General features: G+C 57.1%; 20 protein-coding genes and 1 tRNA gene. 10 read left to right on the top strand and 11 right to left on the bottom strand.

Annotated elements, in window-relative coordinates; all coding sequences use genetic code 11:
• Positions 1 to 32 precede the first annotated feature (32 nt).
• A complete protein-coding gene (locus tag LA5095_RS24855; RefSeq protein WP_055119993.1) occupies positions 33 to 1,874 on the bottom strand; it encodes an amidohydrolase in 1,842 nt (613 codons plus the stop codon).
• Positions 1,875 to 2,200: 326 nt separating this feature from the next.
• Between LA5095_RS24855 and LA5095_RS24860 the strand changes: the two genes are divergently transcribed.
• Positions 2,201 to 3,160 carry a helix-turn-helix domain-containing protein gene (locus tag LA5095_RS24860; RefSeq protein ID WP_144436158.1) on the top strand — a complete coding sequence of 320 codons (960 nt, stop codon included), beginning with the start codon at positions 2,201 to 2,203 and terminating at the stop codon, positions 3,158 to 3,160.
• Between the two features lie 15 nt (positions 3,161 to 3,175).
• On the opposite strand, the gene LA5095_RS24865 is transcribed toward LA5095_RS24860, so the two are convergent.
• The 8 genes from LA5095_RS24865 to LA5095_RS24900 form a co-directional block, all read right to left on the bottom strand.
• Positions 3,176 to 3,553 (bottom strand): hypothetical protein, encoded by a 378-nt coding sequence (locus LA5095_RS24865; RefSeq protein ID WP_144436159.1) that lies wholly within the window; start codon positions 3,551 to 3,553, stop codon positions 3,176 to 3,178.
• A 173-nt stretch (positions 3,554 to 3,726) separates the two neighbouring features.
• Complete coding sequence (locus LA5095_RS24870) at positions 3,727 to 6,399, bottom strand: AsmA family protein (protein WP_055119999.1); 2,673 nt, start codon at positions 6,397 to 6,399, stop codon at positions 3,727 to 3,729.
• Between the two features lie 255 nt (positions 6,400 to 6,654).
• Positions 6,655 to 7,239: a VPLPA-CTERM sorting domain-containing protein gene (locus LA5095_RS24875; protein ID WP_055120000.1), complete on the bottom strand. Its 585-nt coding sequence runs from the start codon at positions 7,237 to 7,239 to the stop codon at positions 6,655 to 6,657.
• A 334-nt stretch (positions 7,240 to 7,573) separates the two neighbouring features.
• Positions 7,574 to 8,173: a VPLPA-CTERM sorting domain-containing protein gene (locus LA5095_RS24880; protein ID WP_055120002.1), complete on the bottom strand. Its 600-nt coding sequence runs from the start codon at positions 8,171 to 8,173 to the stop codon at positions 7,574 to 7,576.
• Positions 8,174 to 8,564: 391 nt separating this feature from the next.
• A tRNA-Arg gene (locus LA5095_RS24885) sits at positions 8,565 to 8,641 on the bottom strand.
• A gap of 230 nt (positions 8,642 to 8,871) precedes the next feature.
• Positions 8,872 to 10,344, bottom strand: coding sequence for a sensor histidine kinase (locus LA5095_RS24890; RefSeq protein ID WP_055120004.1), 1,473 nt, complete (start codon positions 10,342 to 10,344; stop codon positions 8,872 to 8,874).
• A gap of 51 nt (positions 10,345 to 10,395) precedes the next feature.
• A complete protein-coding gene (locus LA5095_RS24895; RefSeq protein ID WP_055120384.1) occupies positions 10,396 to 11,826 on the bottom strand; it encodes a dihydrolipoyl dehydrogenase family protein in 1,431 nt (476 codons plus the stop codon).
• Between the two features lie 55 nt (positions 11,827 to 11,881).
• The gene (locus LA5095_RS24900; RefSeq protein WP_235808895.1) at positions 11,882 to 12,691 is read right to left on the bottom strand and encodes a TVP38/TMEM64 family protein; all 810 of its coding nucleotides are present in this window, start codon (positions 12,689 to 12,691) and stop codon (positions 11,882 to 11,884) included.
• A gap of 337 nt (positions 12,692 to 13,028) precedes the next feature.
• Here LA5095_RS24900 and rpmH point away from each other — a divergent pair, with 337 nt between their 5' ends.
• From rpmH to LA5095_RS24935, 8 genes are all read left to right on the top strand, one after another.
• Complete coding sequence (gene rpmH, locus LA5095_RS32165; protein WP_006934271.1) at positions 13,029 to 13,163, top strand: 50S ribosomal protein L34; 135 nt, start codon at positions 13,029 to 13,031, stop codon at positions 13,161 to 13,163.
• Between the two features lie 58 nt (positions 13,164 to 13,221).
• Positions 13,222 to 13,623 (top strand): ribonuclease P protein component, encoded by a 402-nt coding sequence (rnpA, locus tag LA5095_RS24905; protein WP_055120006.1) that lies wholly within the window; start codon positions 13,222 to 13,224, stop codon positions 13,621 to 13,623.
• A 9-nt stretch (positions 13,624 to 13,632) separates the two neighbouring features.
• Positions 13,633 to 15,462 (top strand): membrane protein insertase YidC, encoded by a 1,830-nt coding sequence (yidC, locus tag LA5095_RS24910; RefSeq protein ID WP_055120388.1) that lies wholly within the window; start codon positions 13,633 to 13,635, stop codon positions 15,460 to 15,462.
• Positions 15,463 to 15,659: 197 nt separating this feature from the next.
• Positions 15,660 to 16,340 (top strand): CatB-related O-acetyltransferase, encoded by a 681-nt coding sequence (locus LA5095_RS24915; RefSeq protein ID WP_055120008.1) that lies wholly within the window; start codon positions 15,660 to 15,662, stop codon positions 16,338 to 16,340.
• Between the two features lie 9 nt (positions 16,341 to 16,349).
• A complete protein-coding gene (yihA, locus tag LA5095_RS24920; protein WP_055120010.1) occupies positions 16,350 to 16,997 on the top strand; it encodes a ribosome biogenesis GTP-binding protein YihA/YsxC in 648 nt (215 codons plus the stop codon).
• A 104-nt stretch (positions 16,998 to 17,101) separates the two neighbouring features.
• Positions 17,102 to 17,989 carry an acetylglutamate kinase gene (gene argB, locus LA5095_RS24925; RefSeq protein ID WP_082442950.1) on the top strand — a complete coding sequence of 296 codons (888 nt, stop codon included), beginning with the start codon at positions 17,102 to 17,104 and terminating at the stop codon, positions 17,987 to 17,989.
• Positions 17,986 to 18,729 (top strand): pyrimidine 5'-nucleotidase, encoded by a 744-nt coding sequence (locus tag LA5095_RS24930; protein WP_055120012.1) that lies wholly within the window; start codon positions 17,986 to 17,988, stop codon positions 18,727 to 18,729. Before argB ends, LA5095_RS24930 begins: the two co-directional genes overlap by 4 nt.
• A 400-nt stretch (positions 18,730 to 19,129) precedes the next feature.
• Entirely contained in the window at positions 19,130 to 19,999 is an 870-nt protein-coding gene (locus tag LA5095_RS24935) for a LysR substrate-binding domain-containing protein (protein WP_055120013.1), read from the top strand.
• On the opposite strand, the gene LA5095_RS24940 is transcribed toward LA5095_RS24935, so the two are convergent.
• Positions 19,996 to 21,024: a helix-turn-helix domain-containing protein gene (locus LA5095_RS24940; protein ID WP_082442951.1), complete on the bottom strand. Its 1,029-nt coding sequence runs from the start codon at positions 21,022 to 21,024 to the stop codon at positions 19,996 to 19,998. The two genes, LA5095_RS24935 and LA5095_RS24940, sit on opposite strands and share 4 nt — an antisense overlap.
• Before the next feature lie 110 nt (positions 21,025 to 21,134).
• On the opposite strand from LA5095_RS24940, the gene LA5095_RS24950 reads away from it, so the two are divergent.
• Positions 21,135 to 21,977: an alpha/beta fold hydrolase gene (locus tag LA5095_RS24950; RefSeq protein ID WP_055120019.1), complete on the top strand. Its 843-nt coding sequence runs from the start codon at positions 21,135 to 21,137 to the stop codon at positions 21,975 to 21,977.
• Between the two features lie 109 nt (positions 21,978 to 22,086).
• Here the strand turns inward: LA5095_RS24950 and LA5095_RS24955 are convergent, their stop codons facing one another.
• A complete protein-coding gene (locus LA5095_RS24955) occupies positions 22,087 to 22,608 on the bottom strand; it encodes a TetR/AcrR family transcriptional regulator (RefSeq protein WP_055120021.1) in 522 nt (173 codons plus the stop codon).
• Positions 22,609 to 22,640: the final 32 nt, after the last annotated feature.

Below are 22,640 nucleotides of genomic sequence, written 5' to 3' on the forward strand. Positions count from 1 at the left end.
CCTACACAAAGGGCCTATCCGTTCGGATCGCGTCAAATTCCATCGCGGTGCGTGAAGCGGCCGTCCATGACTGTTCCAAGCACCTTGATGTCGGAGATATCACGCGGCGCGACGGTGGTTATGTCCTGATCAAGAACAACCAGGTCTGCATATTTGCCTACCTCGATCGATCCGATCTTGTCTTCCATCGCTTGCTGCGCAGCAGGGTGGATCGTGATGGCTTTCAGGGCCTGCTCCAACGTCGCCGGTTTGCGCGACAGCGGAAACGGCTTGCTTTCGGGGTTCTGCGGGTCTTGCAGGGTCATCGCGATCTCGACATTGAAAAGCGGTGCGATCATGTCGATGGGCGACGAGGGCACGTCGGACGCAATGGAAACGTTGTGCCCGATCGCCATCAGCGAAGAGTAACGCGCATATTGGGCCTCTACCCGCGCACGGCCGAGTAGGGCCAATGCGTTTTCGTCCTCGCCGTCCCAGTCGGACTGAAACGCGGGCGTCGTGTTCACCATGATGCCGTTCTCGATCACCAGCCGGTGTTCCGTGTCCGGAACGGTGAAGTAATGGTGCAGCAGGTTGTTCGGGACATCGAACCCGGCACCCCTGGCGGCCATGATGGCGTTCACCGTATTGCGCACGGTCTGGGAACCATCGACATGGGTGCCAACCGGGATGCCGGCGGCATTGGCCAGGAGATAAGTCGCCATGATCTTCTCGCCTTCAATAGCCGCTGCCCCGCGAGAATCCGTTCCCTCGTAGGGTTCCAGCTGCCACGAGGTCTTGGAGCCCCAGTTGCCCTCCGGGTGGATCTTGATCCCCCAGATCCGCAACATGTCGCTGTCGTATTTTTCGCGCAGCGACAGCGTATGTTCAACCACCGCGGCCGGATCACCGGTCGGGTCCTTGAAGGCGGTGGCAACGAAGGTCCGCAAATTCAATTCACCCGCCTGCTCGAGACCTTGAAGATATTCAAGCACCAGGGCTTCGTCTTCCTTCACCAGTTCAGCGTCCGTCACGGTCGGCATCGCAATCAACGGAACGTGTACCGCTGTCATGCCCGTTTCGACCGCGGCGGCATAATTCACCTGCTGAAAGCCTGCAAGGTCGCTTTCGATGTTCCAGCCACCTGCGGTGCGATAGGCGGGTGCCCACTGAAACTCGATCCCGATGCCTGTGAACTCGCCTTCAGCGTCTCGTTGCCAGTACATAACGCCTGGCACCTGGTCCGGTTCATCGATGGAGACTTCACCCAGGTCAAAAGCCTTGGAGTTCATCCAGATGTCGTGAATTGTGTAGTCCAGGATGAAAGCTGGCCGATCTGGCAAAACTCCGTCCAACTCTTCCTTGGTGGGCCAGCGACCGTAGACGCTGCGATTGAAACCGAAACCGAAGATGATGTCCTCGTCCGGATTCGCGTCTGCATATTCCTTTATCGAAGCGAGTGCGTCTTCAACGCTCTCGACCCCAAAGAGGTTGACCCCACGCGTATTCCATCCCTGGGCAATCAGGTGGTCATGGCCCGACACAAACCCGGGCAGGAGGGTGTCTCCGCCAAGATCGAAAACCTCGGTGTTGTCCCCAACCAGCGCTTCCGCGCCTGCGGCATCGCCCACATAGGTTATCTGATTGCCGGTCACCGCAACCGCCTCGGCGGTCGGACTATCATCGTTCATCGTCAGAACCGAGGCGTTGGTGAAAACCAAGTCGGCAGTTTGCCCAACAGCGACGGACGATGAACAGACGAGCAAAAGCGACAATATGGTTTTTGACCAGACGGATTTCATCATGTGCTTCCTCGGTTCGAACAAATGAGCGAGCGTAAAGTCGAAGCTGAAATTATCTGAAACGGGTTTTCCCACGGCAAGTGAAAAGGTCACGGTACTTCCCAAAAGGACAAATTCTGCCTAAATGTAACCGGGGCAAGAAATTCAATTAAAGCATTGTATTTATTGTGTAATATGACTTTCAGAAGAAATGAATCTTGCAGAACCGCCGTCGTTTTGTCCCCTTGGCGCCTCCGACGTCGGAGCATCGGCAGCTGAATACCTAGTTGCTTTTGCCAATACTACCGCATCCGCCTCATCTGGACGAACAGCGCGACGAGGCAACCAACGCTGAAACAGACGCGCACCGTTGCATTTGATCCCGTTCGGGATATTCTGATTGCGGATCGGCGTGCAACTCTGCGTACCCGGGTGAAGGTTTGGAAGAACAACCCCTTGTCAAAAGACTATCGTGCGAAGACGTCGAGGACTACAGCGACCTCTTTGATGGCTGGACGCACACGGTTACCCAGATGGAAGCGGGACGCTTCGGGTATTCGGGTCTTTCCATCAACCTTCCCGACCTCAAGGTTTTCATTGACACGCATACGCGTCCGCTTCGCTGGTGCGAGTACCCCCACATTCCGGTCACCGCTATTTACATCCCCTTGCACAGTGCAGGAGACGTGCGCTGGCGGGGCAGGGAAATGTCGAATGCAAGCGTTGTCGTGCAGGGAACGGGCGAAGAACAGCATTTCATCGTTGGCGCGAACACGCAGGCCATTTACGTCGATATCGGCCAGCAACTGATCCAGAGTCTCGGCTGGCACGACCTGAAAAACGGACAAATGACGGTCGCCTCCGAACCGCGAAAAAGATTTGTCCGTTACTGTTTTGATCTGACTGCACAACAACCGGACAGAGACGCCAGTCCGCAGTTGTTTTTTAAGCGGAACAATCTCCTGCGCCTGCTGAGAGAGATGCTTTTCCCGGCAATCGCAAGCGGTCACTCAAACAGCGGAAATCAGGTGCGGGTGTCGGACTTCGAAGTTCTGATCCTGTGCGAGGAGCTTCTTATGAAAACCGGCATGACAAAGCCGGTAACGAACTCTGACCTTGCCGGGCAGATCGGCATCTCGGAACGACGATTTTATCGGGCTTTCGAAAACCAGCTCGGCATGAGTCCAACCCGTTACATCGAACTGCTACGCCTTCATGCCCTTAGGCGAGCCTTGCTTTCCGAGGAACGGACGAACCACAAGATTGCAGACACAATGACGGAATTCGGCTTCACCAATGCCGGACGGACGGCAAGACGCTACAGCGAACTCTTTTACGAATACCCCAAGGCGACGACCGCGTTGCGGTTCAAAAGGACAACCACACAAGACTGTTCATGATCACGCTTTGCCAATTCACCTCGATGCAAACACAAGTGACAGCGTCATTTTCCTGACACCTTCTGCGCTCCAGACCAGGTTACGTTCGACCGTCTCCGCGTAACTCAATTCATCCCGCCAGACGCTTTGCAAGGCATTGATGCTGGTGATCAGGTCGTAGTGCTCGACGTGACGCAGGCCCGCGGACGGGACGAATTCCACTCCCGCCTCATGGGAGAAACGGATTGCGGCCACTTCATCGGCAACCGTTCCGTCGACATCCATTGTGTGGATGGCTCCATTGATCAGGGCAACATCAGCTGTGGGATTGAGTCGTGCGGATTGGGCCAGCGACACGGTCGATGCTCCCAGCAGCAAAGCGGTTGCGAGCGAAATCAGTTTTGCGGAATTCAATGAAAGACCTCCCATCCAGTCTTCACGCCGGCACAACATCGGCAAAAAGCACAATGGTGACAAGCAGTTAAACGTCTCAAGCAGCGTTGCACAGCCGGGGGTGCGGTGTCAGCTGGGACAACATTAAAAATGAAACTGGGTGGTGTGAGGCAGTTGCACGAAAGCCGGAACCTTTACTTCGGACCTGAATTTTTCGGCAGGACGCAGGGCTTTGCCATTTCGTCGATCGGGCCCGACCCCCGAAAAATGTGACTGACAAGATTGAGCGGCAGGGAAACCACTTCGCCGATTGCCCGGCCCGGCCCGGCATCCCTTACCTTGACATCCGGCTTGCCAAGTGTCCCGTGGATTTCAAAGGGCGAGACGATCTCGACGAGCTGCTTGCGCTTTGCGCGCGGGGCAAAGGACAGGTCAAGCGCACCGGACCTGAAGTCGACGCTGCCCGCTCCGACGAGCTGAACGTTCTGTGTTTCGACGATCATTCGCTTTGACGTTGCAGTGCCGTTCTTGAAATGCAGGGGCAGCACGGCGCAGACGATTTTGGTTGTATGGTCCTGATTGCTTGTCACCAGCCAGGTGAACACATTGAGGCCGGTCAGGTCCAGCAGCCGGTTGGGCAGCGTTCCGCCCCAGAGAGAGGCCGTCACATTGCCTGAAAGCGATTTGAGAAAGCCGGTCTCGGAGGCCGCGTTGCCCGTGACATCAAAGCTGGCATAGACGGTGCTGGAAACCGGCGCCTGCATTCCGACTTCGTTCATCAGGCTGCTGAGAGGGAACTTTTCCATACGCCCGTGTGCGCTTGCCGGCCAATTGTCCTTTCCAAGGGTCACGCCGAAATCACCGGTTACCTTGCCTCCGATAAAGTCGAGCTTGAGACCGGCCAGCTGCAGGTGATCGTTGTCATATCTCAGGTTTCCGGTGAGATTGCCGGCGTGTTTCTTGCCCGCGACGATTTTCTTCACATTGAGGGCTATATCCGCACGCAAGGTTTCCTCGAACTCCTTGTTCAGTTCGATGCTGTCATCATCTTCCACACCGGCCGTTGCGAGTTTGGCAAATTCGGACAGATCGGCCAGATCCGTGAAGTCCATTTCAGTTGAAGAAATCGAACCTGCCAGCATCAGGGCGTTGCTGTCCTGCTCGGGCTTCAGATCGAGTTCTGTCCTGATTTGCGTAACCCCTGCGCTCAGTTCGCCCGACAGTTTCGCGCCAGCAGGTGACAGGCCGCTGGAACCATTGAAACCCAAGGCGGGAAACGATCTGGCCGTTTCGATGCCAAGTGCCTTCAGGATCTTTTCCGGTTGCTTCATTGCAAGTTGCGTGGAGAATTCCAGATCTTCAAGCACCCGGAACTCCGGAATCGCCATCTCGAATTTCAGTTTCAGAAGATCCGACCCTGTTACTTCTCCGCTCAACTCATCGAGGCCGAATGCTCCCGATGCCTCGTTCAGCGAAACCGTGCCCTTGACTTGGCCGAGCTCCGGTGCATCTTCCGCCGGACGATTGAGCAGCAATGCCGCCGGGAAGCGATAGGAACCGGAAAGGCTCACACCTGCAAAGGCGAGTATGTCTTCAACCTCACCTTTCATTTCGAGATAAGGCGCGTTCTTCGGACCATCCAGTATCGTAATGTCCTTGAGACCAACCCTGTCATCCGCACCCTTGATCACCCGCCCGACGGTGATCGGCCCGATTTCATCGAACTCCAATAGAACGGCATCTGTGGTGATATGGGCCTGATCCACTGCCAGTGCATCAAGCGGCCCGCTCACGCGCCCGGATATTTCTTTCAAGTTGACCGCGAATGCACTTTCAGGTGCCTTCTCCGGCGGCGCCAGTCTTGTATCGAAACGCACGTCGAATATAGATCCCTGGAAAATGTCATCTACCTTTCCAGCGATCGTGACGGCATCTCCATTGTCACCCTCGAAATCAAGCTTGAGTTCGTCTATGTCCAGGCTGTTCACCGGACCGGACGAAGACCATGTCAGCGTGGCTTTGCCATCCACCGCGCTTTCCAGGCCCAACGAGGCCAGCAACGCGGCGATCGATGGCGAATTTGACGTAAGGTTGCCCTTGATCCGTGCTATTTTTTCTGACGTATCGACGGTCCCGTTCAAACCCGTTTCCAGTCCGGGAAACGCGATCGTGAGCTCAAACGGACCTGATTTTTCTTCCAGCGCCCTCGCCGACGCGGGAACCGTCCCCGTTGCAGTGAGCGGCGTGCCATTCACTGCGGCGTCAATTTGAGCGTCCGTCGATTGAGCCCCCTCCGGCGTCTCGAGTTTCAGGGACTTGATCTGAAAGGTTTCGTTCCAGCCGTCGGCTTCATCCACAAAACGGAACAGCACGTCCGTCAGTTCAAGATTGTCGAATATGGCGCTGTTGATGAGTGTCGACGGCAATTCGAACGCCGAAGTGGTTTGCTCGGTGCTGCCAGACCCGTCGGCGTGATACTCGATCTCCGCTCCACTCATGCGGAAATTTCGAATTCCCGATGCGTTACCTCGCAGCAGGCTATAGGGTGCATCGAATTCGACGGTTTCAAAGACCCGCGCCTTTGCGCTGCCGCCACCTGATGACCGCTCGATATAGGAATCCTCGATACGCACTCCCAGTCGCAGACCGGGCGTCAGAACGACCGGGCCTCGAACCTCAACCGGCCGGCCGAAGATACGGGTCAGCATCTCGCCTGCCTGTTCCTGACGGACAGGAGAATAAAGTTCGAGTGTGGCCACACAATATGCAACCGCGAATGCCGCTACCAAAAGCGCACCTGAGCCGAACGCCAGGACGCGAAACAGCCTGGCAATTCGTCCTGATGGATTTTCAGCCGCGTCGCTCAAGCTGCCAGCCTTCAATATGTGCCCGAGGAAAGCCCTCGATGCCCACTCTAAACCTGTTTTGGTAAAGTTTGGCGCCAAATAAATCTGACCGGGTTCACAAAGCCCGGTCCTGGGGTCACGTTTTGGCAGGTGTGACGCTCCAAACGGCTGGCCTCTCCCAAATCAACAAAAAACGCCACCTTGACCAAGGCGGCGTTTTTCAACTCGTGATGTTGTTTCGATGCTCGGGCGCTGTCGCAGAACGCCCGGACGCAATCAGGCTTTTTTCCGGTTCCTGAAAAATGCCAGGCCGGCAAGTCCACCGAGCAGAAGCACTCCGCCGGCCGGGATCGGAACGGCCGTGGCCTGTACATCCCAATGTGCGGATTCCTTGGTGGAAAGAGACGATCCGGCAATAGGATCGACGAGAAAGCTCACTACGCCGCTCAACGTGCCCAGATCAATAGTCAATCCGGTCATGCCAAGGATGTAGGTCGTGGTGCCCACGACGAGTTCGCCATCAAAGACGCTCGTTGTCGGTTGCCAGTTGAAGACGACATTGTAAGCGGAGCTGCCGAAGTCCATCGTCCAGCCGTCTCTCCATTTGTTGCCGCCACCACCATTGTGGGTGACGCCGCCATAAAGAGCCAGATCACCCGTCAGTTCCAGAACCGGGCTACCGACAGCATTGCTGAAATCACCGAACGACTGGCCCGGGCTTGCGGCAGGAGCGCCAGGGTTCACACCCGGACCACCAGCTTCATGGGCAACACCGGACACCGGCACTGCCGCTGCTTCTTGTACTGCAAGCGGGGCCGTCATTGCGATGACGCCCGCCAAAACTACACCGTGAAGTCGCATGCTCCACTCCCTGTCTTGCATTGTCTCAAATCATCCGGCCTGTGCTCTCGAGGGCATTTGGGGCCGGATCTCTCAGGGAAAGCATCTATAGCGTTGCTCGGTGGGAGACAATCGAAATCACTCTGATTCAAAAGAGATTTTTAAAACTTCGTTAACGACGCCAGAAAGGCTTACGTAGCGGAATTCCGATGTTCTGCACAGGATCGCCGAAAGTTGCCCGGCCATCAGCGAGGCATCCGCACAAAACGAAAACGCCGCCCGTTCGGGCGGCGTCTGCGGTTTTTTGCATTTCGCATTGGCGAAATCTGCTGTCAGGCAGCTTACATGAACGCAATCAGGCGTTCTTGCGGCGCCGGACCATAGCCAGCCCTGCCAGGCCGGTCAAAAGCAATACGCCACCCGCCGGAAGCGGAACAACCGTTGCATGAAGATCCCAGTGCATGTCTTCCGTCGGCTTGACCGATCCGAAAATCGGGTCGACGACGAAAGTCACCAGTCCGGTCACGGACCCCAGGGACAAAATGGTGCCGCTGACACCGGAGAACGCAGTGGCGACACCGTTGACGATGATCCTGCCGTCAACAACCTTCGGCGTCTCTTTTTCGTCGTGCTGCCAGTTGAACACGAGATCGTAGACACCAGAGCCAAAGTCCATTGACCAGCCGTCGACGAAATTCGTCGGGCTGCTGTGTCTGACGCCACCATAGATGCTGGTGTCGCCAATCACGTTGAACAGCGGATCGGCAGTTGTCGTGCTGAAATCGGAAATGGTGATACCGGAGCTGGCTGCTGGAGCCGTGCTGATGGTACCCGCACCGCCACCTTCGTGAATGACGCCCGATACATTGTTGAATACTGCTGCCTGGGCAGATATGCCAGCGAACATCGCGGCACCGGCGACAGCGCCGGCAATTGTCAGCTTGTGAAGCTTCATAAACCCTAACCTCCAAATGACTTTTTGGTCACGATGACTTAAAGCAAATCGCTCTAGTGAATCGTATTAACCCCTGTTGCGCGAGGTTGCATCAATGATTGCAAAATCCCTCTTACGCTGCGGCACGTTACCATGACGCGTATCAAGACGAAACAGATTATTAACTTTTTGTTAGTTTTTACATTGAAACAACATGCAGTATCGCCAGGTCCGTCGAGAAGCATTTTTATTGTTAATTTTCAATGATTTATCAATCAAAAGCACAAAACGACCGGCAAAGGCGCCAACGCCCACTGGTTGAAAACGCCAGAAATTGCAAGCACTCATCCAGATCGTCTTCAAGAATCGTCCATCGCGGCGATCCTGGAAACTTTACAGGGATTTTCGGGATTGGCGCACCGGGGAGGATTCGAACCCCCGACCCCCAGATTCGTAGTCTGGTGCTCTATCCAGCTGAGCTACCGGTGCTTATGGGTGCGAAGATCGGGTTATCCTGATGATTAATCACCGGAAGCCCGCCTTGGCTCTGCGGGGCGCTGTGTGCCCCGGACAGGGCGCTTACGTACTGCGGTCCGGCAGGGATTGCAAGGGACTTGCGGAACTTTTTTTCGGTGAATTGTCACACGAGCCGCAAAGCCGCAGAAATCCTCGTGACTTATTCGTTTCTGCCTTGGCACCCTGTGCAAAACAATGCCTTTTCAGGACGAGCGGTCCGGCACCTTGAGGCGGAAGCACGCCCCGGGCTTGCTTTCGTCCAGGTGTATGCTGCCGCCATGGGCTTTCAGGAGTTCGGCGACAATCGCAAGACCAAGACCGACACCGCCTTTCTTGGACCCGCTGTGAAAGGCCTTGAACAACGCCTTTCTGATATTGCCGGGGATCCCGGGACCGGTGTCGGAAATCATGACATGAACGCAATCGCCCTCGCGCATCGCATCCATGGAAATCCGGCGCACCAGCGTCTCGTCCTTTTCGGCTTCGAGCGCCTGAAGGGCATTGCGGACGAGATTGAGCAGGACCCGAAAGATCTGTTCAGGATCGGCATCAATCTCGATGTGGTCCGGAACCTTGTTTTCGAAAGCCACCGTCTCGTGATCGACAAGTCCAAGTACATCGGCAACATCGTCGCCGACCCGCTGGAGCGCCAGCAGGCGCCGCTGAGGCGGGCGCTCCTGGGCCTTGCCATAGGACATCACCGCCTGGGTGTAGCCGACAGCCCTGTCGAGCGTTGCCAGGATCTTCGGTGCAAGACGGCTGACCGTCGGATCGGGGACATGTTCCAGACGTTCAAGAAACAGTTGCGCGGACGCCAGCAGGTTTCTCAAATCGTGGTTGATCTTGGAGACCGCGAGACCAAGATCGGCAAGTCGCTGTTTCTGATGCAATGCGCGCGACAGGGCTTCTTCCATGGCTGCCAGCCGGATTTCCGCATCCCCCAATTCATCCTGGCGGCCCGACACCGTGACAATACGGGAGGTATCCTCGGGATTTTCCGCAAATCGCTCCATGGAACGGGTCAGGCGGCGCAGCGGCCTTATGAAAAGGGCGCGCAAGGTAATATAGACAAGCCCCGCGGTGATGACCGAGATGAACAGAGACAGGGCAAGAATGCGCCCGGAGAAGGCCAGCATGTCCTGCTGCAGGAGTTCGACCGGCAACACGACATCGACACGCTCCGTGTGGCCCATCTGGCCGACACCGACCACACGCATCACGCCGTCGCCCCGGTAGGTCAGAATTTGAAAACTGCCGATGATCGACGACCAGGCGCTCACATTGGCCATGTCGACGACGAAATCAACCTCGCCCGGTACATCGTTCATCGCGATCAGGCTTCGCCGGGAACCCTGATCAAGCGAAATGGCCACAGCCCCTGTCGTCTGCAACAATTCTTCCTGAAGGCGCGGGGCGATCGTGCTGGTTTCCGCCAGCACCGACGCGGCCACGCCGGCTGTCGTCAGGCGATCCATGAGCCAGGTGTTGCGGTAGTTGGCGATGGACGGAACGTAGATGAAGACTTCCGACAGCATGACGAACAACACGGTCAGCAGCAGGAGTTTTCCCGACAGGCCGCCGAGCCGGTGCCGGTCAAACCGATCGCCCGGTCCGGATTGTCCGCCCGTATCGTCTGTCGGGACTGCGGCGCCTTCCGGCGCGCCCTCATGCTTCATGTCCAATCGTCCCAAATGCCAACCGTGCCGCGCAGCACCAATTGCAATATCTTATCCAAACTTGCGCAACATACCGATAACCCGTCGCAACCAAACATTCTTTGGCGCTTCCGCATAGTACGAAATTGCCGCACGTCGCACCAGTTCCCCGAGCGTCGGATAAGGGGCGATGAAACCCGCGAGGTCCTTCATGGTCATTTTTTTCGAAAGAGCCAGGGAGAGAAGATTGATGATCTCGCCCGCCTGGGCCCCGACAATGTCGGCACCGAGCAAGCGTCCGCGCGGCCCGGCGATCAGTTTCAGCCGCCCTGCGGTAAGACCTTCCGCCTGGGCCCTGTCATTGCCGAGATAGGTTGACGTCAGAACCTTGACCCTGGCCCCGTATTCGGCCCGGGCCTCGGCCTCCGACATCCCCACATGCGCAAGCTCGGGAGATGTAAAGGTAACCCAGGGAACAATCGTGTCGTCCATTGCGATCGGCATGCGGAAGAGGATGGACCGGATGATCAGCCCGGCCTGGTATCCGGCAACATGGGTGAACTGCAGCCCGCCGGCGACATCGCCGATCGCATAGACCTTGCGGTTTGTGGTGCGCAGTCCCTTGTCGACCCTGATCCCCTTGCGATCGTAGTCGATCCCGGCAGCGTCAAGTCCCAAGCCGTCGACATTGGGCGCCCTGCCGGTCGCGACAAGCAAATGGCTGGCAACCAGTTCAACAACCGCCCCGTCCGAGGTTCTTGCCGAGATCGCTGTGCCCTCGTCTGTTTTCGCGACTTTTTCTACCGCGGTCTCTTCGAGGATTTCGATCCCTTCGTTCCTGAGCGTTTCCAGAACGACAGCACCAAGTTCCTGATCATCCTTTCCAAGTGCCCTTGCAGCTTCGAATACCGTCACCCTGGCGCCCAGGCGGCGATGAGCCTGGGCCATTTCCAGCCCGATCGGTCCCGCGCCTATGATCGCCAGATGCTCGGGAACCTCGCGCAGTTCAAACAGCGTCTCGTTGGTGAGATAGGGAACGTCATCGAGACCCGGTACAGGAGGGATGAAGGCCGTCGACCCGGTGGCGACGACAAACCTGCGCGCCCTGATTTCCGTGTCACCGACCAAAACGGTGTCGGCTCCGGTAAACCTGGCAGGCTCTCTCAGAACCGTCACCCCTAGGTCTTCGAAGCGTTCCTGCGAATCATGCGGTTCGATCGCCGCAATGACGCTGCGCACATGATCATTCGCCTTGGCGAAGTCTATGTCCTGACCGCTGGAATGAATTCCGAACATGGCGTTTCGGCGGACGCCTGAAGCAGCCTTCGCGGCTGCAAGCAGGGATTTGGACGGCACACAGCCATAATTGAGGCAATCGCCTCCCATCAGGCCCTTTTCCACCAGAACCACATCAACCCCGAATGCCGCGGCGGCGGCGGACACGGAAAGACCCCCGGAACCGGCACCGATCACACAAATATCCGGGGTCAGCAGTTCCGTCATGGAGGGTTCCATTTCAATTAGGTGAACATTGTTGGATCGAGTTTAGAGGATGACGTCAGCGCGCACGGACTTTTTTCAGAACCACCGGGATCAGACTGGCGATCCCGAGAGCAAAAAATGCCGCCAGAAGCTGGGGTGTCACGAGGGCGGACACATCGACCTGGCAAGTACCTGCAGCTGCGCATCCGGGGCTGGCCGCCTCCTGGGCTTCGATAACGCTGTCGAGACCCGAGCCGATGAAGGCAAAGGCAAACGTCCCGGGAATAATGCCGATGAATGTTGCCAGAGCATATGTCGGCAGGCGCATCTGGAAGATGGCAGGTGCGATGTTGACGAGCCAGAAGGGAAAGACGGGGGTCAGGCGCAGAAACAGAAGGTAGCTGAAACCTTCCCGGCGGAATCCTTCGGCAAGGCGCGACAGAAACGGACCGGCCCGGCGGGTCAGGACTTCCCCGAAAGAGGACCTGGCAACGATAAAGACAGCGCAGGCACCGAGCGTTGCGCCGATCACGGTGACAAAGCCTCCGGCGATCCACCCGAACAGGAAGCCACCTGCAATTGTCAGCAGCGACGCTCCGGGAAAGGAAAGAGCAACACAAACAACATAGGCGACCAGATACACCAGTGAGGCAAGGACGAAATTCTGCTGAACAAATCCGACCAGATCCTGCCGCTGCATGATGAGGTTGGAAAGCGTGAGCTGCTGGTGCAACCCCTGTGAAAAGGCAGCGATCATCAGCAGAAGCAATACGGCCAGCGGAAGCCACTTTTTGATCCTGCCGTACACAGACGCCTTCAACGGAGTTTCGACTACCGGCTCTGTTTCCTTCGGCCCAGTCATGGTGTCTGCCTTATCCCCCAGCATGTCCATTCCCATCAGCTTGTCTTTCCAGGGCGGTTCTTGTTGCCGCCAAGGTGTTCTTTAAGCCAGATGTACCTTATAGCTGGTAAAAAGAAGCGTCTTTCACCGATAAGTGACGCCAAGGTGTTGCCAATTCACCTGTGCGTGAACTGCATTTCGTTCCGAGATTCTTGCAGCGCAACGTTGACTTGGAGCTGCGCGGCGCTTATAAGCGCGCTCGATCGGGACATGCATTCGGACCCAAGGCTGTTTTGAGCCGCGCGCTTCCAGCGCTTCGAGTGCTTTCTCCAAAGAATTTAAATGAACAAGGGCCGCGCTCAAAACCGCGCGGGGAAGAACAATGAAGCGTACGTATCAACCGAGCCGTCTTGTCCGCAAGCGCCGCCACGGATTCCGCGCACGTATGGCAACCAAAAACGGTCGTCAGGTGCTTGCTCGCCGGCGTGCAAAGGGCCGTAAGAGCCTCAGCGCCTGATCGGCAACCCGCGCGCAGTGCGTCGGTTGGCGGCGTCTGCCAACACCAATCTGGCGCCATGGACACTTTGAAAAAGCGCTCCGAATTCCTGGCGGTCGCCAAAGGCGGCCGGTTGGGTCGGCGCGCTTTTCTCGTTCAGGGTCTGACGCGCGACACGGATGATGCACCGCGTGTGGGCTATACCGTTACCAAGAAAACAGGCAATTCCGTCGTGCGCAGCCGAATCAAACGGCGGCTGCGGGCTGCCGTTGCCGCGCTCAAAACCGGCGATATTCCGCAAAAAGCGGATTTTGTGCTTGTCGCTCGCGATTCAGCGCTCACTCTTCCCTTTCAAAAACTCGTTGCAGACCTTAAGTCTGGCCTTAACCAAGTGCTTGACCCGGAGACACCGCGCGGACGGGGAAAACCGCACCGGAGTAACCGGACATCTTCAGCGACACTGCGCAGGAAACAGGGGTAACACCAGTTGATTTCTGAAAACCGAAACACGATCCTGGCAATCGTTTTGTCCCTGATTGTTCTGCTGGGTTGGCAATATTTCGTTGCCAATCCCGAATTGGAGCGTCAACAGGCAGCTCTCCAGACGCAGCAGCAAGCCGAAGCGGAACGCCAGGCCGCCAACGGTGGCGCCAATCCGGATGCTCCGCAGCCTTCTGCGGCCCCCGGCAGCAACGCGGCCTTGCCGGCGCAAGGGGCGGACCGACCTGCCGTGTTTGCAAACCGGGAACAAGCTGTCGCTGCCGACAAGCGCGTCGTGATCAACTCTCCCCGGCTTGAAGGGTCGATCAACCTTTCGGGCGGGCGTCTCGATGACCTGCGGCTGAAGGACTACCACGAGACCGTCGACAAGAGCAGTCCGACGATCGCCCTGTTTTCACCCAAGGGCAGCCCGAACCCCTATTACACCGACTACGGCTGGGTTGCCGATCCGGGAGCCAACGTGCCCCTGCCCGGCCCCGACACGGTCTGGTCGGTCGACGGCGAGACGACCCTGACACCCACCACACCGTTGACCCTTGTTTGGAACAACGGTGCGGGCCTCACCTTCAAACGAACCTTTTCCGTCGACGAGAATTATCTGTTCACAGTTGCCCAATCCGTCGAAAACACGTCTTCGGCAGATGTTACGCTTTATCCCTATGGCCTGATAGCCAGGAAAGGCGTGCCTGAAACCACGGGCATCTGGATCCTTCACGAAGGCCTCCTGGGTGTATTCGGCGAGGAAGGCCTTCAGGAAATCGACTATTCCGACCTGGAAGACGAAGGCACGATCCGTCCGGCCAGCGTAGACAACGGCTGGCTCGGCATAACCGACAAGTACTGGGCCGCGACGCTCATGCCGGTCCCCGGCCAGGAGTTCCAGCCGAGTTTCAGTTTCTCCCGGACGACAGGAAATTTCCAGGCTGACTATCTGGGCACCGGTGTTGCCGTCCCTGCAGGTGGCACGGCGGAGACCAGCTCATATCTGTTCGCCGGTGCCAAGGAAACGAAGCTGATCGATGCCTACGAGGAATCGCTCAATCTCAACCGGTTCGAACTGATGATCGATTGGGGCTGGTTCTATTTCCTGACGAAGCCGATGTTCTTCGCGATCGACTACTTCTTCCATCTGATAGGCAACTTCGGCGTCGCCATTCTGGTGGTAACCGTCATCATCAAGCTGATCTTCTTCCCGCTGGCCAACAAGTCCTACGTCTCCATGAGCAAGATGAAACTTGCGCAGCCGCAGATGACGGAAATCCGCGAGAAATACTCCGATGACCGACAGAAACAGCAACAGGCGCTGATGGAACTCTACAAGAAGGAAAAGATCAATCCGCTGGCCGGCTGCCTGCCGATCCTGATACAGATCCCGGTCTTCTTTGCGCTCTACAAGGTTCTGTTCGTCACCATCGAAATGCGTCACGCGCCCTTCTTCGGCTGGATTCAGGACCTGTCCGCACCCGACCCGACCTCGCTCTTCAATCTCTTCGGCCTGATCCCCTGGGATCCGCCGCAATTGCTGATGCTGGGCGTCTGGCCGCTGGTCATGGGTATCTCCATGTTCGTTCAGATGAAAATGAACCCGGCACCGCCTGATCCCACCCAGCAAATGATCTTCACCTGGATGCCCGTTGTCTTCACCTTCATGCTGGCATCGTTCCCGGCAGGACTTGTTATTTACTGGGCCTGGAACAACACGCTGTCGATTACGCAGCAATACGTGATCATGCGCCGTCAGGGAGCCAAGGTGGAACTCTGGGACAATATAGGGTCCATGTTCAAGCGAAAGAAACCGGCCTCGGACGACAAGGGCTGACAAGCCTGAAAAGACCTGATAGACAGCAAGGCCTCGCCCACAGGCGGGGCCTTTTTATTGCAGCAAGTCATGGAGAGTGCAGACCAATGATCCGATAAAGCAAGACCTGTTCAGCAAGGCGAAGCCGCCGACCGGCAGGTCGATCGCGCAACATGCGCTCACATTTCTTCCCTTGATTCTTGCATATTGGAGGTCCCATGCACGGCCCCTCACCCGACACACTTCATCCATTCAACGGCGAATCTCATACGGTTTTCCTGAAAAACGTCATCACGAGGCCAACGATCGAAGTGGGTGACTACACCTACTACCATGACTTCGAAAACGCCTCGGACTTTGAAAACCGGAACGTGCGCTATCATTTTGACAACATTGGCGACCGCTTGAAGATCGGCAAGTTCTGCGCGTTGGCGGCAGGCACCAGTTTCATCATGAGCGGCGCCAATCATGCAATGACTGGGATTTCAACCTATCCCTTTCATATCTTCGACAAGGGCTGGGCGGAACAATTTGACCCGGCAACGATCTTCGACCATCTGCGCGGCGACACGATTGTTGGCAATGATGTGTGGTTCGGAACCAACTCTACCGTCATGCCCGGGGTCACCATCTGCTCCGGCGCCATCATAGGCGCCCACGCCGTTGTCGCTTCGGACGTGCCACCCTACGCGGTCGTGGTCGGCAACCCGGGACGGGTTGTGCGACTGCGCTTCGACGAGCAGACAATCGACCGTCTCCTGGACGTTGCGTGGTGGGACTGGCCGATCGAAAAGATCACACGCCATCTTTCCGCAATCTGGGGGGCCGACGCCGGCGTTCTTGAGAGAGCGGCCGCCAATCACGACAGCAACCTCGACGTGAACGAAAAGGCAAGCTAAAAGCGCTTCATGAACGACGAACAAACCTATACTCAGGAAGACTTGGAAGCGGGCCGGCTGATGTTTGCCCGCGCCTGGGATTTTCTGACCAGCGTCACCGATATGTCCAACCTTCCGGATGCGGCCGGCACCGAGATCGCCTTTGCCGGGCGCTCCAACGTGGGCAAGTCCAGCCTGATCAACGCCCTGACCGGGCGCAAGGGTCTGGCCCGCACGTCATCGACACCGGGCCGGACACAGATGCTGAACTTCTTCATCGCACCGGACACGCCCCTGACAATCGTTGACATGCCGGGCTACGGCTATGCCCAGGCGCCGAAAGAGCTGGTCGAAGCGTGGACGCAACTCGTCTTCTCCTACCTGCGCGGCCGCCCGAACCTGCGCCGGGTCATCCTCTTGATCGACAGCCGGCACGGCATCAAGAAAAACGACCTTGAGGCAATGGACCTTCTGGACAAGGCTGCCGTCGTCTATCAGGTGGTGCTGACCAAGTCCGACAAGATCAAGCCGACCCAACTTGCCCGGCTCATTTCCGATACGCAGGCATTGCTTGCAAAACGTATCGCAGCACACCCGCTGATCGTCGCAACATCCTCCGAAAAGAACCTGGGTATCGACGAATTGAGAGCCGAACTCTGTCTTCTGGCCAATCAGTAATCTTTGAAGGCCGCCGACAGTTCCGAGAATTGTGAAGAAACGGCAAACCGGTTATAGCAGGGTTCTTCTGCAAGAGATCAATTCCAGTTGAGTAAAAAGCTTTGATGACCAATCCCGACATGGCCAGCCGCGCCCATATTATCGCGCAAGCCCTGCCTTACATGCAGCGCTACGACGACAGGACCGTGGTGGTGAAGTACGGCGGTCATGCGATGGGCGATCCTTCACTTGGCCAGGCCTTCGCACGCGACATCACGCTGCTGCGTCAGTCGGGTGTCAATCCGGTCGTGGTGCACGGCGGCGGGCCGCAGATCGGAAAGATGCTGCAACGGCTCAACATCGTCAGTGAATTCAAGGCCGGCCTCCGCGTGACCGACAAGGCCACGGTCGAAGTTGTGGAGATGGTTCTTGCCGGGTCGATCAACAAGGAAATCGTCCAGATGATCAATGCCGAAGGCGGCCGGGCCGTCGGCCTTTGCGGCAAGGACGGCAATCTGGTCACTGCCCGAAAACTCAACCGCACCGTCGTCGACCCGGACAGCAACATCGAAAGCGTTGTCGATCTCGGCTTCGTCGGCGAGCCTGCCAGCGTCGACCCGACAGTGCTCCGGCTGGTTCTCAAGGAAGCTATCATACCGGTCGTTGCCCCGGTTGCGCATGGCGAGGACGGAGAGACCTACAACATCAACGCGGATACCGCGGCAGGTGCGATCGCCGGGTCGCTCAATGCCAAGCGCCTGCTGTTCCTCACGGATGTTCCCGGCGTTCTCGACAAGGACGGCAATCTGATCAAGCAGCTCAGCGTTGCCAAGGCACGCGAACTGATGAAAGACGGTACCATTTCCGGCGGGATGATCCCCAAGGTCGAAACCTGCATCGGGTCACTCGACAAGGGCGTGGAAGGTGTCGTTATCCTGAACGGCAAGGTTCCCCACGCCGTCCTGCTTGAACTGTTCACCGATGGCGGCGCAGGGACGTTGATCCGCCCGTGACCGGTAAACGCATTTTGCCCCTGGAGGGCCAACACGCACATCGCCAGGACCTCAGGGTCTTCAAGGGTGTCGAAGCCTGGGTTTTCGATCTGGACAACACACTCTACCCTCACGAGGCGGATCTCTTTTCCCAGATAGACGAACAGATCGCGCTATATGTGCAAAAGGTCCTGGACCTGAACCGGTCCGAAGCAATGGTGCACCAGAAGGCGCTCTATCACGAACATGGAACAACCCTGCGTGGCTTGATGACAACGCAGAAAATCGATCCTGACGACTATCTCGCGTTCGTTCACGACATCGATTATTCCGGCCTTGAACCCAACCCCGACCTGAGCGCAGCAATCGACGCGCTTCCCGGCAAGAAGTTCATCTTCACGAATGGCGACCGGCCGCATGCGGAACGGACCGCTGCGGCCCTGGGCATTTCCGACAATTTCGAAGACATTTTCGATATCGTCTCCGCTGATCTCGTGCCAAAGCCCAATCGTGAGACCTATGACAAGTTCATTGACCTCACCGGAATTTCCCCCGCCCGGGCAGCCATGTTCGAAGATCTTTCCAAGAACCTGAGCGTTCCCCATCAACTTGGCATGCGCACGGCCCTTATTGTTCCGAAGGGTTCACGGGGCGTCTTCCAGGAAAGCTGGGATCTCGAAGGCGATCCCTACCCTCATGTCGATTTTGTCACCGAAGACCTGACAGGCTTCCTGAGGGCTGTCTTGGGTGCACTGAGCTAAAGTGCCCGGGCCCACGAAAATGCAGTCAAATTCACAGGCATGGAATGCTCTTTGAGACGAAACGCGCTGCCGTAATGGTGGACTGCGCGTATGATTTCTCAAGATGATGATCCAAATCTGGTGAGCTTGCCAAAGGTCAAGCATCGCGGTCGTCAGCCCTTTTCTGACGCTCGGCTATCGAGGTTTCAACCCTGGGGAAGGCCATTCGCCAGTCTTGTGGGTGGCAACACAAATCATTGGCTGCACCCACAGGATTTATCGGCAGGATCTATCGTCCGGATTTACCGATATTGGATTGAGATGGAAGCGGCGGCCAAATGCCGTTTTCACCGAGAGTATTCTTATTTCCAAGAAACTCCTCTAGATTGAGTAAAACTCAACTCGTGGAACGTGACCTCAAATGGCTTCCCTGCGCGCCCTTCATGCCTTTTCCCTGCTGGCCCGTCATGGCCGCGCGTCGATTGCAGCCGAAAAACTCGGGGTCTCGCCGTCGGCCCTTTCCCACCTCATGCGCAAGCTCGAGAGCGAACTGGGAGCAACACTGGTCAACCGTGACGGACGCGGTCTGACACTGACCGACGAGGGTCAGCGTCTGGCTCTCAGTCTGGGGGATGCCTTCGACCGGATAGCGGAAGCCGTCGACAGCTTCAAACGGCGCGGACGGACAGAATTGCGGATCAGCACAGTCTCCACGTTTGCGACACGCTGGCTGATTCCCCGCCTACCCGATTTTCAGGCCGAACAACCCGACGTGGAACTGCTCCTGTCCGCCTCCACACGCATGGTCGATCTCGACCGGGAAAACTACGATTGTGCGATCCGGCTCGGCACGGGCAACTGGTCAAATGTCGAAAGCCACCTGCTCTGGAATGAACATCTTGCCGTTGCCATGGCTCCAAGTCTCCTGAGCGGAAAGGATCCGTCGGACCCTCTGGTACTGCTGGACCTTCCGCTGCTGCACAGTTCCGCGCGGCGAAACGACTGGACCGAATGGCTGGAAGAGGCTGGAATTTCACATCCCGATGTTCACTCGGGCACAGTCCTTCAGAGCCGCGATCTCGCGATTCAGGCTGCGATCGCGGGCATGGGCACCATCGCGATCGACCGCCGCTTCATCTCCCAGGAACTCGACGCCGGTCATTTGATTTCGCCCGACTGGCCAGTTCTGGAACTGGAAACAGGCTACTGGTTCGTCAGATCTCCTGCGAGAACCCTGACCCGGCCGGTTGCAACGTTCAGGGAATGGCTGCAGGGCGCAGCCCGAGCCTAGCGAACTGGCGACTGTTCTTCTGCCATGGCCGCGCTGCGTGTTGCGGATGGCAGCTCACCAAAATGAGAACGGTACTGACGCGCAAACCGGCTCCCGTCCCAAAAACCATGGAGTGCCGCAATGTCTCCGATTGAGTGACGACAAAAGCGCCTGTCAGTCAATTTGCGCCGGACATCGTGCAGCTTCAAGAGGCGAAGATAGGCAAGCGGTCCCATCGCCACATGTGAGGAGAACGCCTGCTGGACCGATCGTTTCGATACATTGGTGAATTGTGCCAGCTCATTGGCACTCATTGACAGCGATGATCGCGATTTCAACGACGTCCTGCACTGCAGGAAACGTTCAAATACCCGGTCTTCAGCGGAACTGGCCAATCGAGCCATGGACACATCCAGCGAGAGTTTCGATGCGATACTGGCAATCAGGGCACGGCCGGCAACTCTGTCCGAATTTCGCGTTTCGGGCTCGATGGCACATTCCATCGCCGATATCGCGTCTTCGCGTAGCCGTGCCGCCAAACCCGGAGCTTTCAGAAAACGTGGTTTGCCCGACAAGTGCTCCAGCCAGTCAGCCAGCGCAGGAGACAGGACATTCTGCTTCAAAAGCGTGGTTTTCCGGATCGCAACCGCCATCACCGACCCATTGACTGGGCTGACCAGATGCAGGTGCCCCAACGGGGGTAATACAAATACATCCGCGTCGCTCATATGCTGCCCCATGACGACAAAGGGAGCTGGAGCATTCAGCACGACACCGAAGGAAATGTGGTCGCTCGCGCCGATGACCTCCTGTTCCAGACCCTGGTTGCAAAATTCCATATGGACAGCAGCGTCAGGTCCGAGAAACAGGGACAGGAACCTGCCACGGAAGGCGCCGGACGTCAGCTGGAGGTAAGACTGTTCGTGACCCGTGAGCTGTTCCGCCTGCTGGTCGTAGTCGCAAAACACGTTGTCGGCGAGGAAGCCGCATTCTGCGCCAAAGCCATATCTGGGAAACCAACGCTCTGAAATTACTGTGCTTTTCATGACGAACAGTCACACCTCCCTTGCGCTGAAGACCTACCACTCAGAGCCTTCCGTGGATTACGCTTGATCCAGTCAAAAGACCTGAAAACCAGTCACACCGGGAGGGTAGCATGATCAAATATCTCATCGCTGCATTTGTGCTTTTCCTGACAATTCCGGCGCAGGCCGAAGATCGCTGGATGTCGATCCCGCCGGCCCCGCCGATGCCGGAAGCCGCATCAAGCGGAACGGTGAATGTCAACGGCATCGACATGTATCATGCGATTTACGGGGATGCCGACGGCACACCGATCCTGCTGATCCACGGTGGTCTCGCCCATGGCGATATATGGGCCGCCCAGGTCGCCGACCTCATGCAGGACCACACGGTGATTGTTGCCGATACCCGCGGTCACGGGCGCTCGACAAACGACGGCAGCGAGTATACCTACGCCCGCCTGGCTGCGGATTACCTGGCGTTGCTCGACCAGATCGGTGTTGATCGCGTACATCTGGTCGGCTGGTCGGATGGGGCGAATATCGGATATTCGATTTCGCAGACAAATCCTGAGCGCCTTGCGAGCCATTTCGCCCATGCCGGCAACATCACGCTTGATGGTGTCGATCCGTCTGTCGAGACAAACGAGGTCTTCGGAACCTATGTTGGAATGATGGCGGGTGACTATGCCGAAATGTCACCGACCCCGGACGGGTTCGAGAATTTTTTGGGTGCTGTTGCCAAAATGTGGGGATCTTCAAAACCGGGTGGACCCGACGCTCTCAAGTCCGTAACGGTCCCGACGCTTGTGGTGCAAAGCGAATTTGACGAAGCCATCCTGATGGACCACTCGAAGATGATTGCCGAGATCATGCCAAGCGCAGATTTCCTGGTCCTTGAGGATGTCAGTCATTTTGCTTCGTTCCAGGCCGCCGACGAGTACACCGATGCCATTCGGAATTTCATCGAACCCTGAGCACTCGAAGAAAAGAGCCAATTGTGTGCAAACCCGTCGTCAGTTGCATGGCGGGTTTGTCAGTTATTCCAAATCATCGTCTTCCTGCAAGGGTTGCCGGCCACGTGGCTCAGTTTTCTTTCAACAACAGATCGCCCAGATGTATCGCGCATTCGGTTGCCTTGCCGCGATGCAGCGGCCAGTCCTGCATCAGACCTTCAACGATCAGCGTAATCTCGCCCTGCCGATCCGGCAGGCCCGACAACGCGGCAACTTCATGTGCAACGTCCGTTTTGTGCCTTGCCAGAAGGCTGCGAAGCCTCGCGTCCCTCGGGGCCGCGGCGACGGCGGCATGAAACAGGCATCCATGCGCTGCCTCTGTCGACATCCACTCTGAAACTCTTTCAAACAGCATATGCAGAACAGGCTTTTCGTCCGATGGCAGCTTGGCGAAGACAAACTGCATATAGCGCTGATGACGGTGCTCCAGCGCGCTCAGGACCATTTCCTCACGCGAGGGCATGTACTTGTACAGCGTTCTGAGACTGACGCCCGCTGCCTCGCGCAGGCTGTCGATGTTCGGTTCCGCGAACCCGTTTTCCGCAAAGGCCCGTTCCAGTCCTGCGGCAATTCTGGTTTTTGTGTCAGGCATGCTTGACGAGGTAGAGCAAATCCTCTACCTGA

Source organism: Roseibium album (assembly GCF_001404515.1).
Taxonomy (GTDB): Bacteria; Pseudomonadota; Alphaproteobacteria; order Rhizobiales; family Stappiaceae; genus Roseibium; species Roseibium album.

Coding starts and splice junctions, on each gene's coding strand:
- LA5095_RS24875 (WP_055120000.1), bottom strand. CDS start 7,239: ATGCGACTTCACGGTGTAGTTTTGGCGGGCGTCATCGCAATGACGGCC.
- LA5095_RS24880 (WP_055120002.1), bottom strand. CDS start 8,173: ATGAAGCTTCACAAGCTGACAATTGCCGGCGCTGTCGCCGGTGCCGCG.
- LA5095_RS24890 (WP_055120004.1), bottom strand. CDS start 10,344: ATGAAGCATGAGGGCGCGCCGGAAGGCGCCGCAGTCCCGACAGACGAT.
- LA5095_RS24895 (WP_055120384.1), bottom strand. CDS start 11,826: ATGACGGAACTGCTGACCCCGGATATTTGTGTGATCGGTGCCGGTTCC.
- LA5095_RS24900 (WP_235808895.1), bottom strand. CDS start 12,691: ATGCTGGGGGATAAGGCAGACACCATGACTGGGCCGAAGGAAACAGAG.
- rpmH (WP_006934271.1), top strand. CDS start 13,029: ATGAAGCGTACGTATCAACCGAGCCGTCTTGTCCGCAAGCGCCGCCAC.
- rnpA (WP_055120006.1), top strand. CDS start 13,222: ATGGACACTTTGAAAAAGCGCTCCGAATTCCTGGCGGTCGCCAAAGGC.
- LA5095_RS24915 (WP_055120008.1), top strand. CDS start 15,660: ATGCACGGCCCCTCACCCGACACACTTCATCCATTCAACGGCGAATCT.
- yihA (WP_055120010.1), top strand. CDS start 16,350: ATGAACGACGAACAAACCTATACTCAGGAAGACTTGGAAGCGGGCCGG.
- argB (WP_082442950.1), top strand. CDS start 17,102: ATGACCAATCCCGACATGGCCAGCCGCGCCCATATTATCGCGCAAGCC.
- LA5095_RS24935 (WP_055120013.1), top strand. CDS start 19,130: ATGGCTTCCCTGCGCGCCCTTCATGCCTTTTCCCTGCTGGCCCGTCAT.
- LA5095_RS24940 (WP_082442951.1), bottom strand. CDS start 21,024: ATGAAAAGCACAGTAATTTCAGAGCGTTGGTTTCCCAGATATGGCTTT.
- LA5095_RS24950 (WP_055120019.1), top strand. CDS start 21,135: ATGATCAAATATCTCATCGCTGCATTTGTGCTTTTCCTGACAATTCCG.
- LA5095_RS24955 (WP_055120021.1), bottom strand. CDS start 22,608: ATGCCTGACACAAAAACCAGAATTGCCGCAGGACTGGAACGGGCCTTT.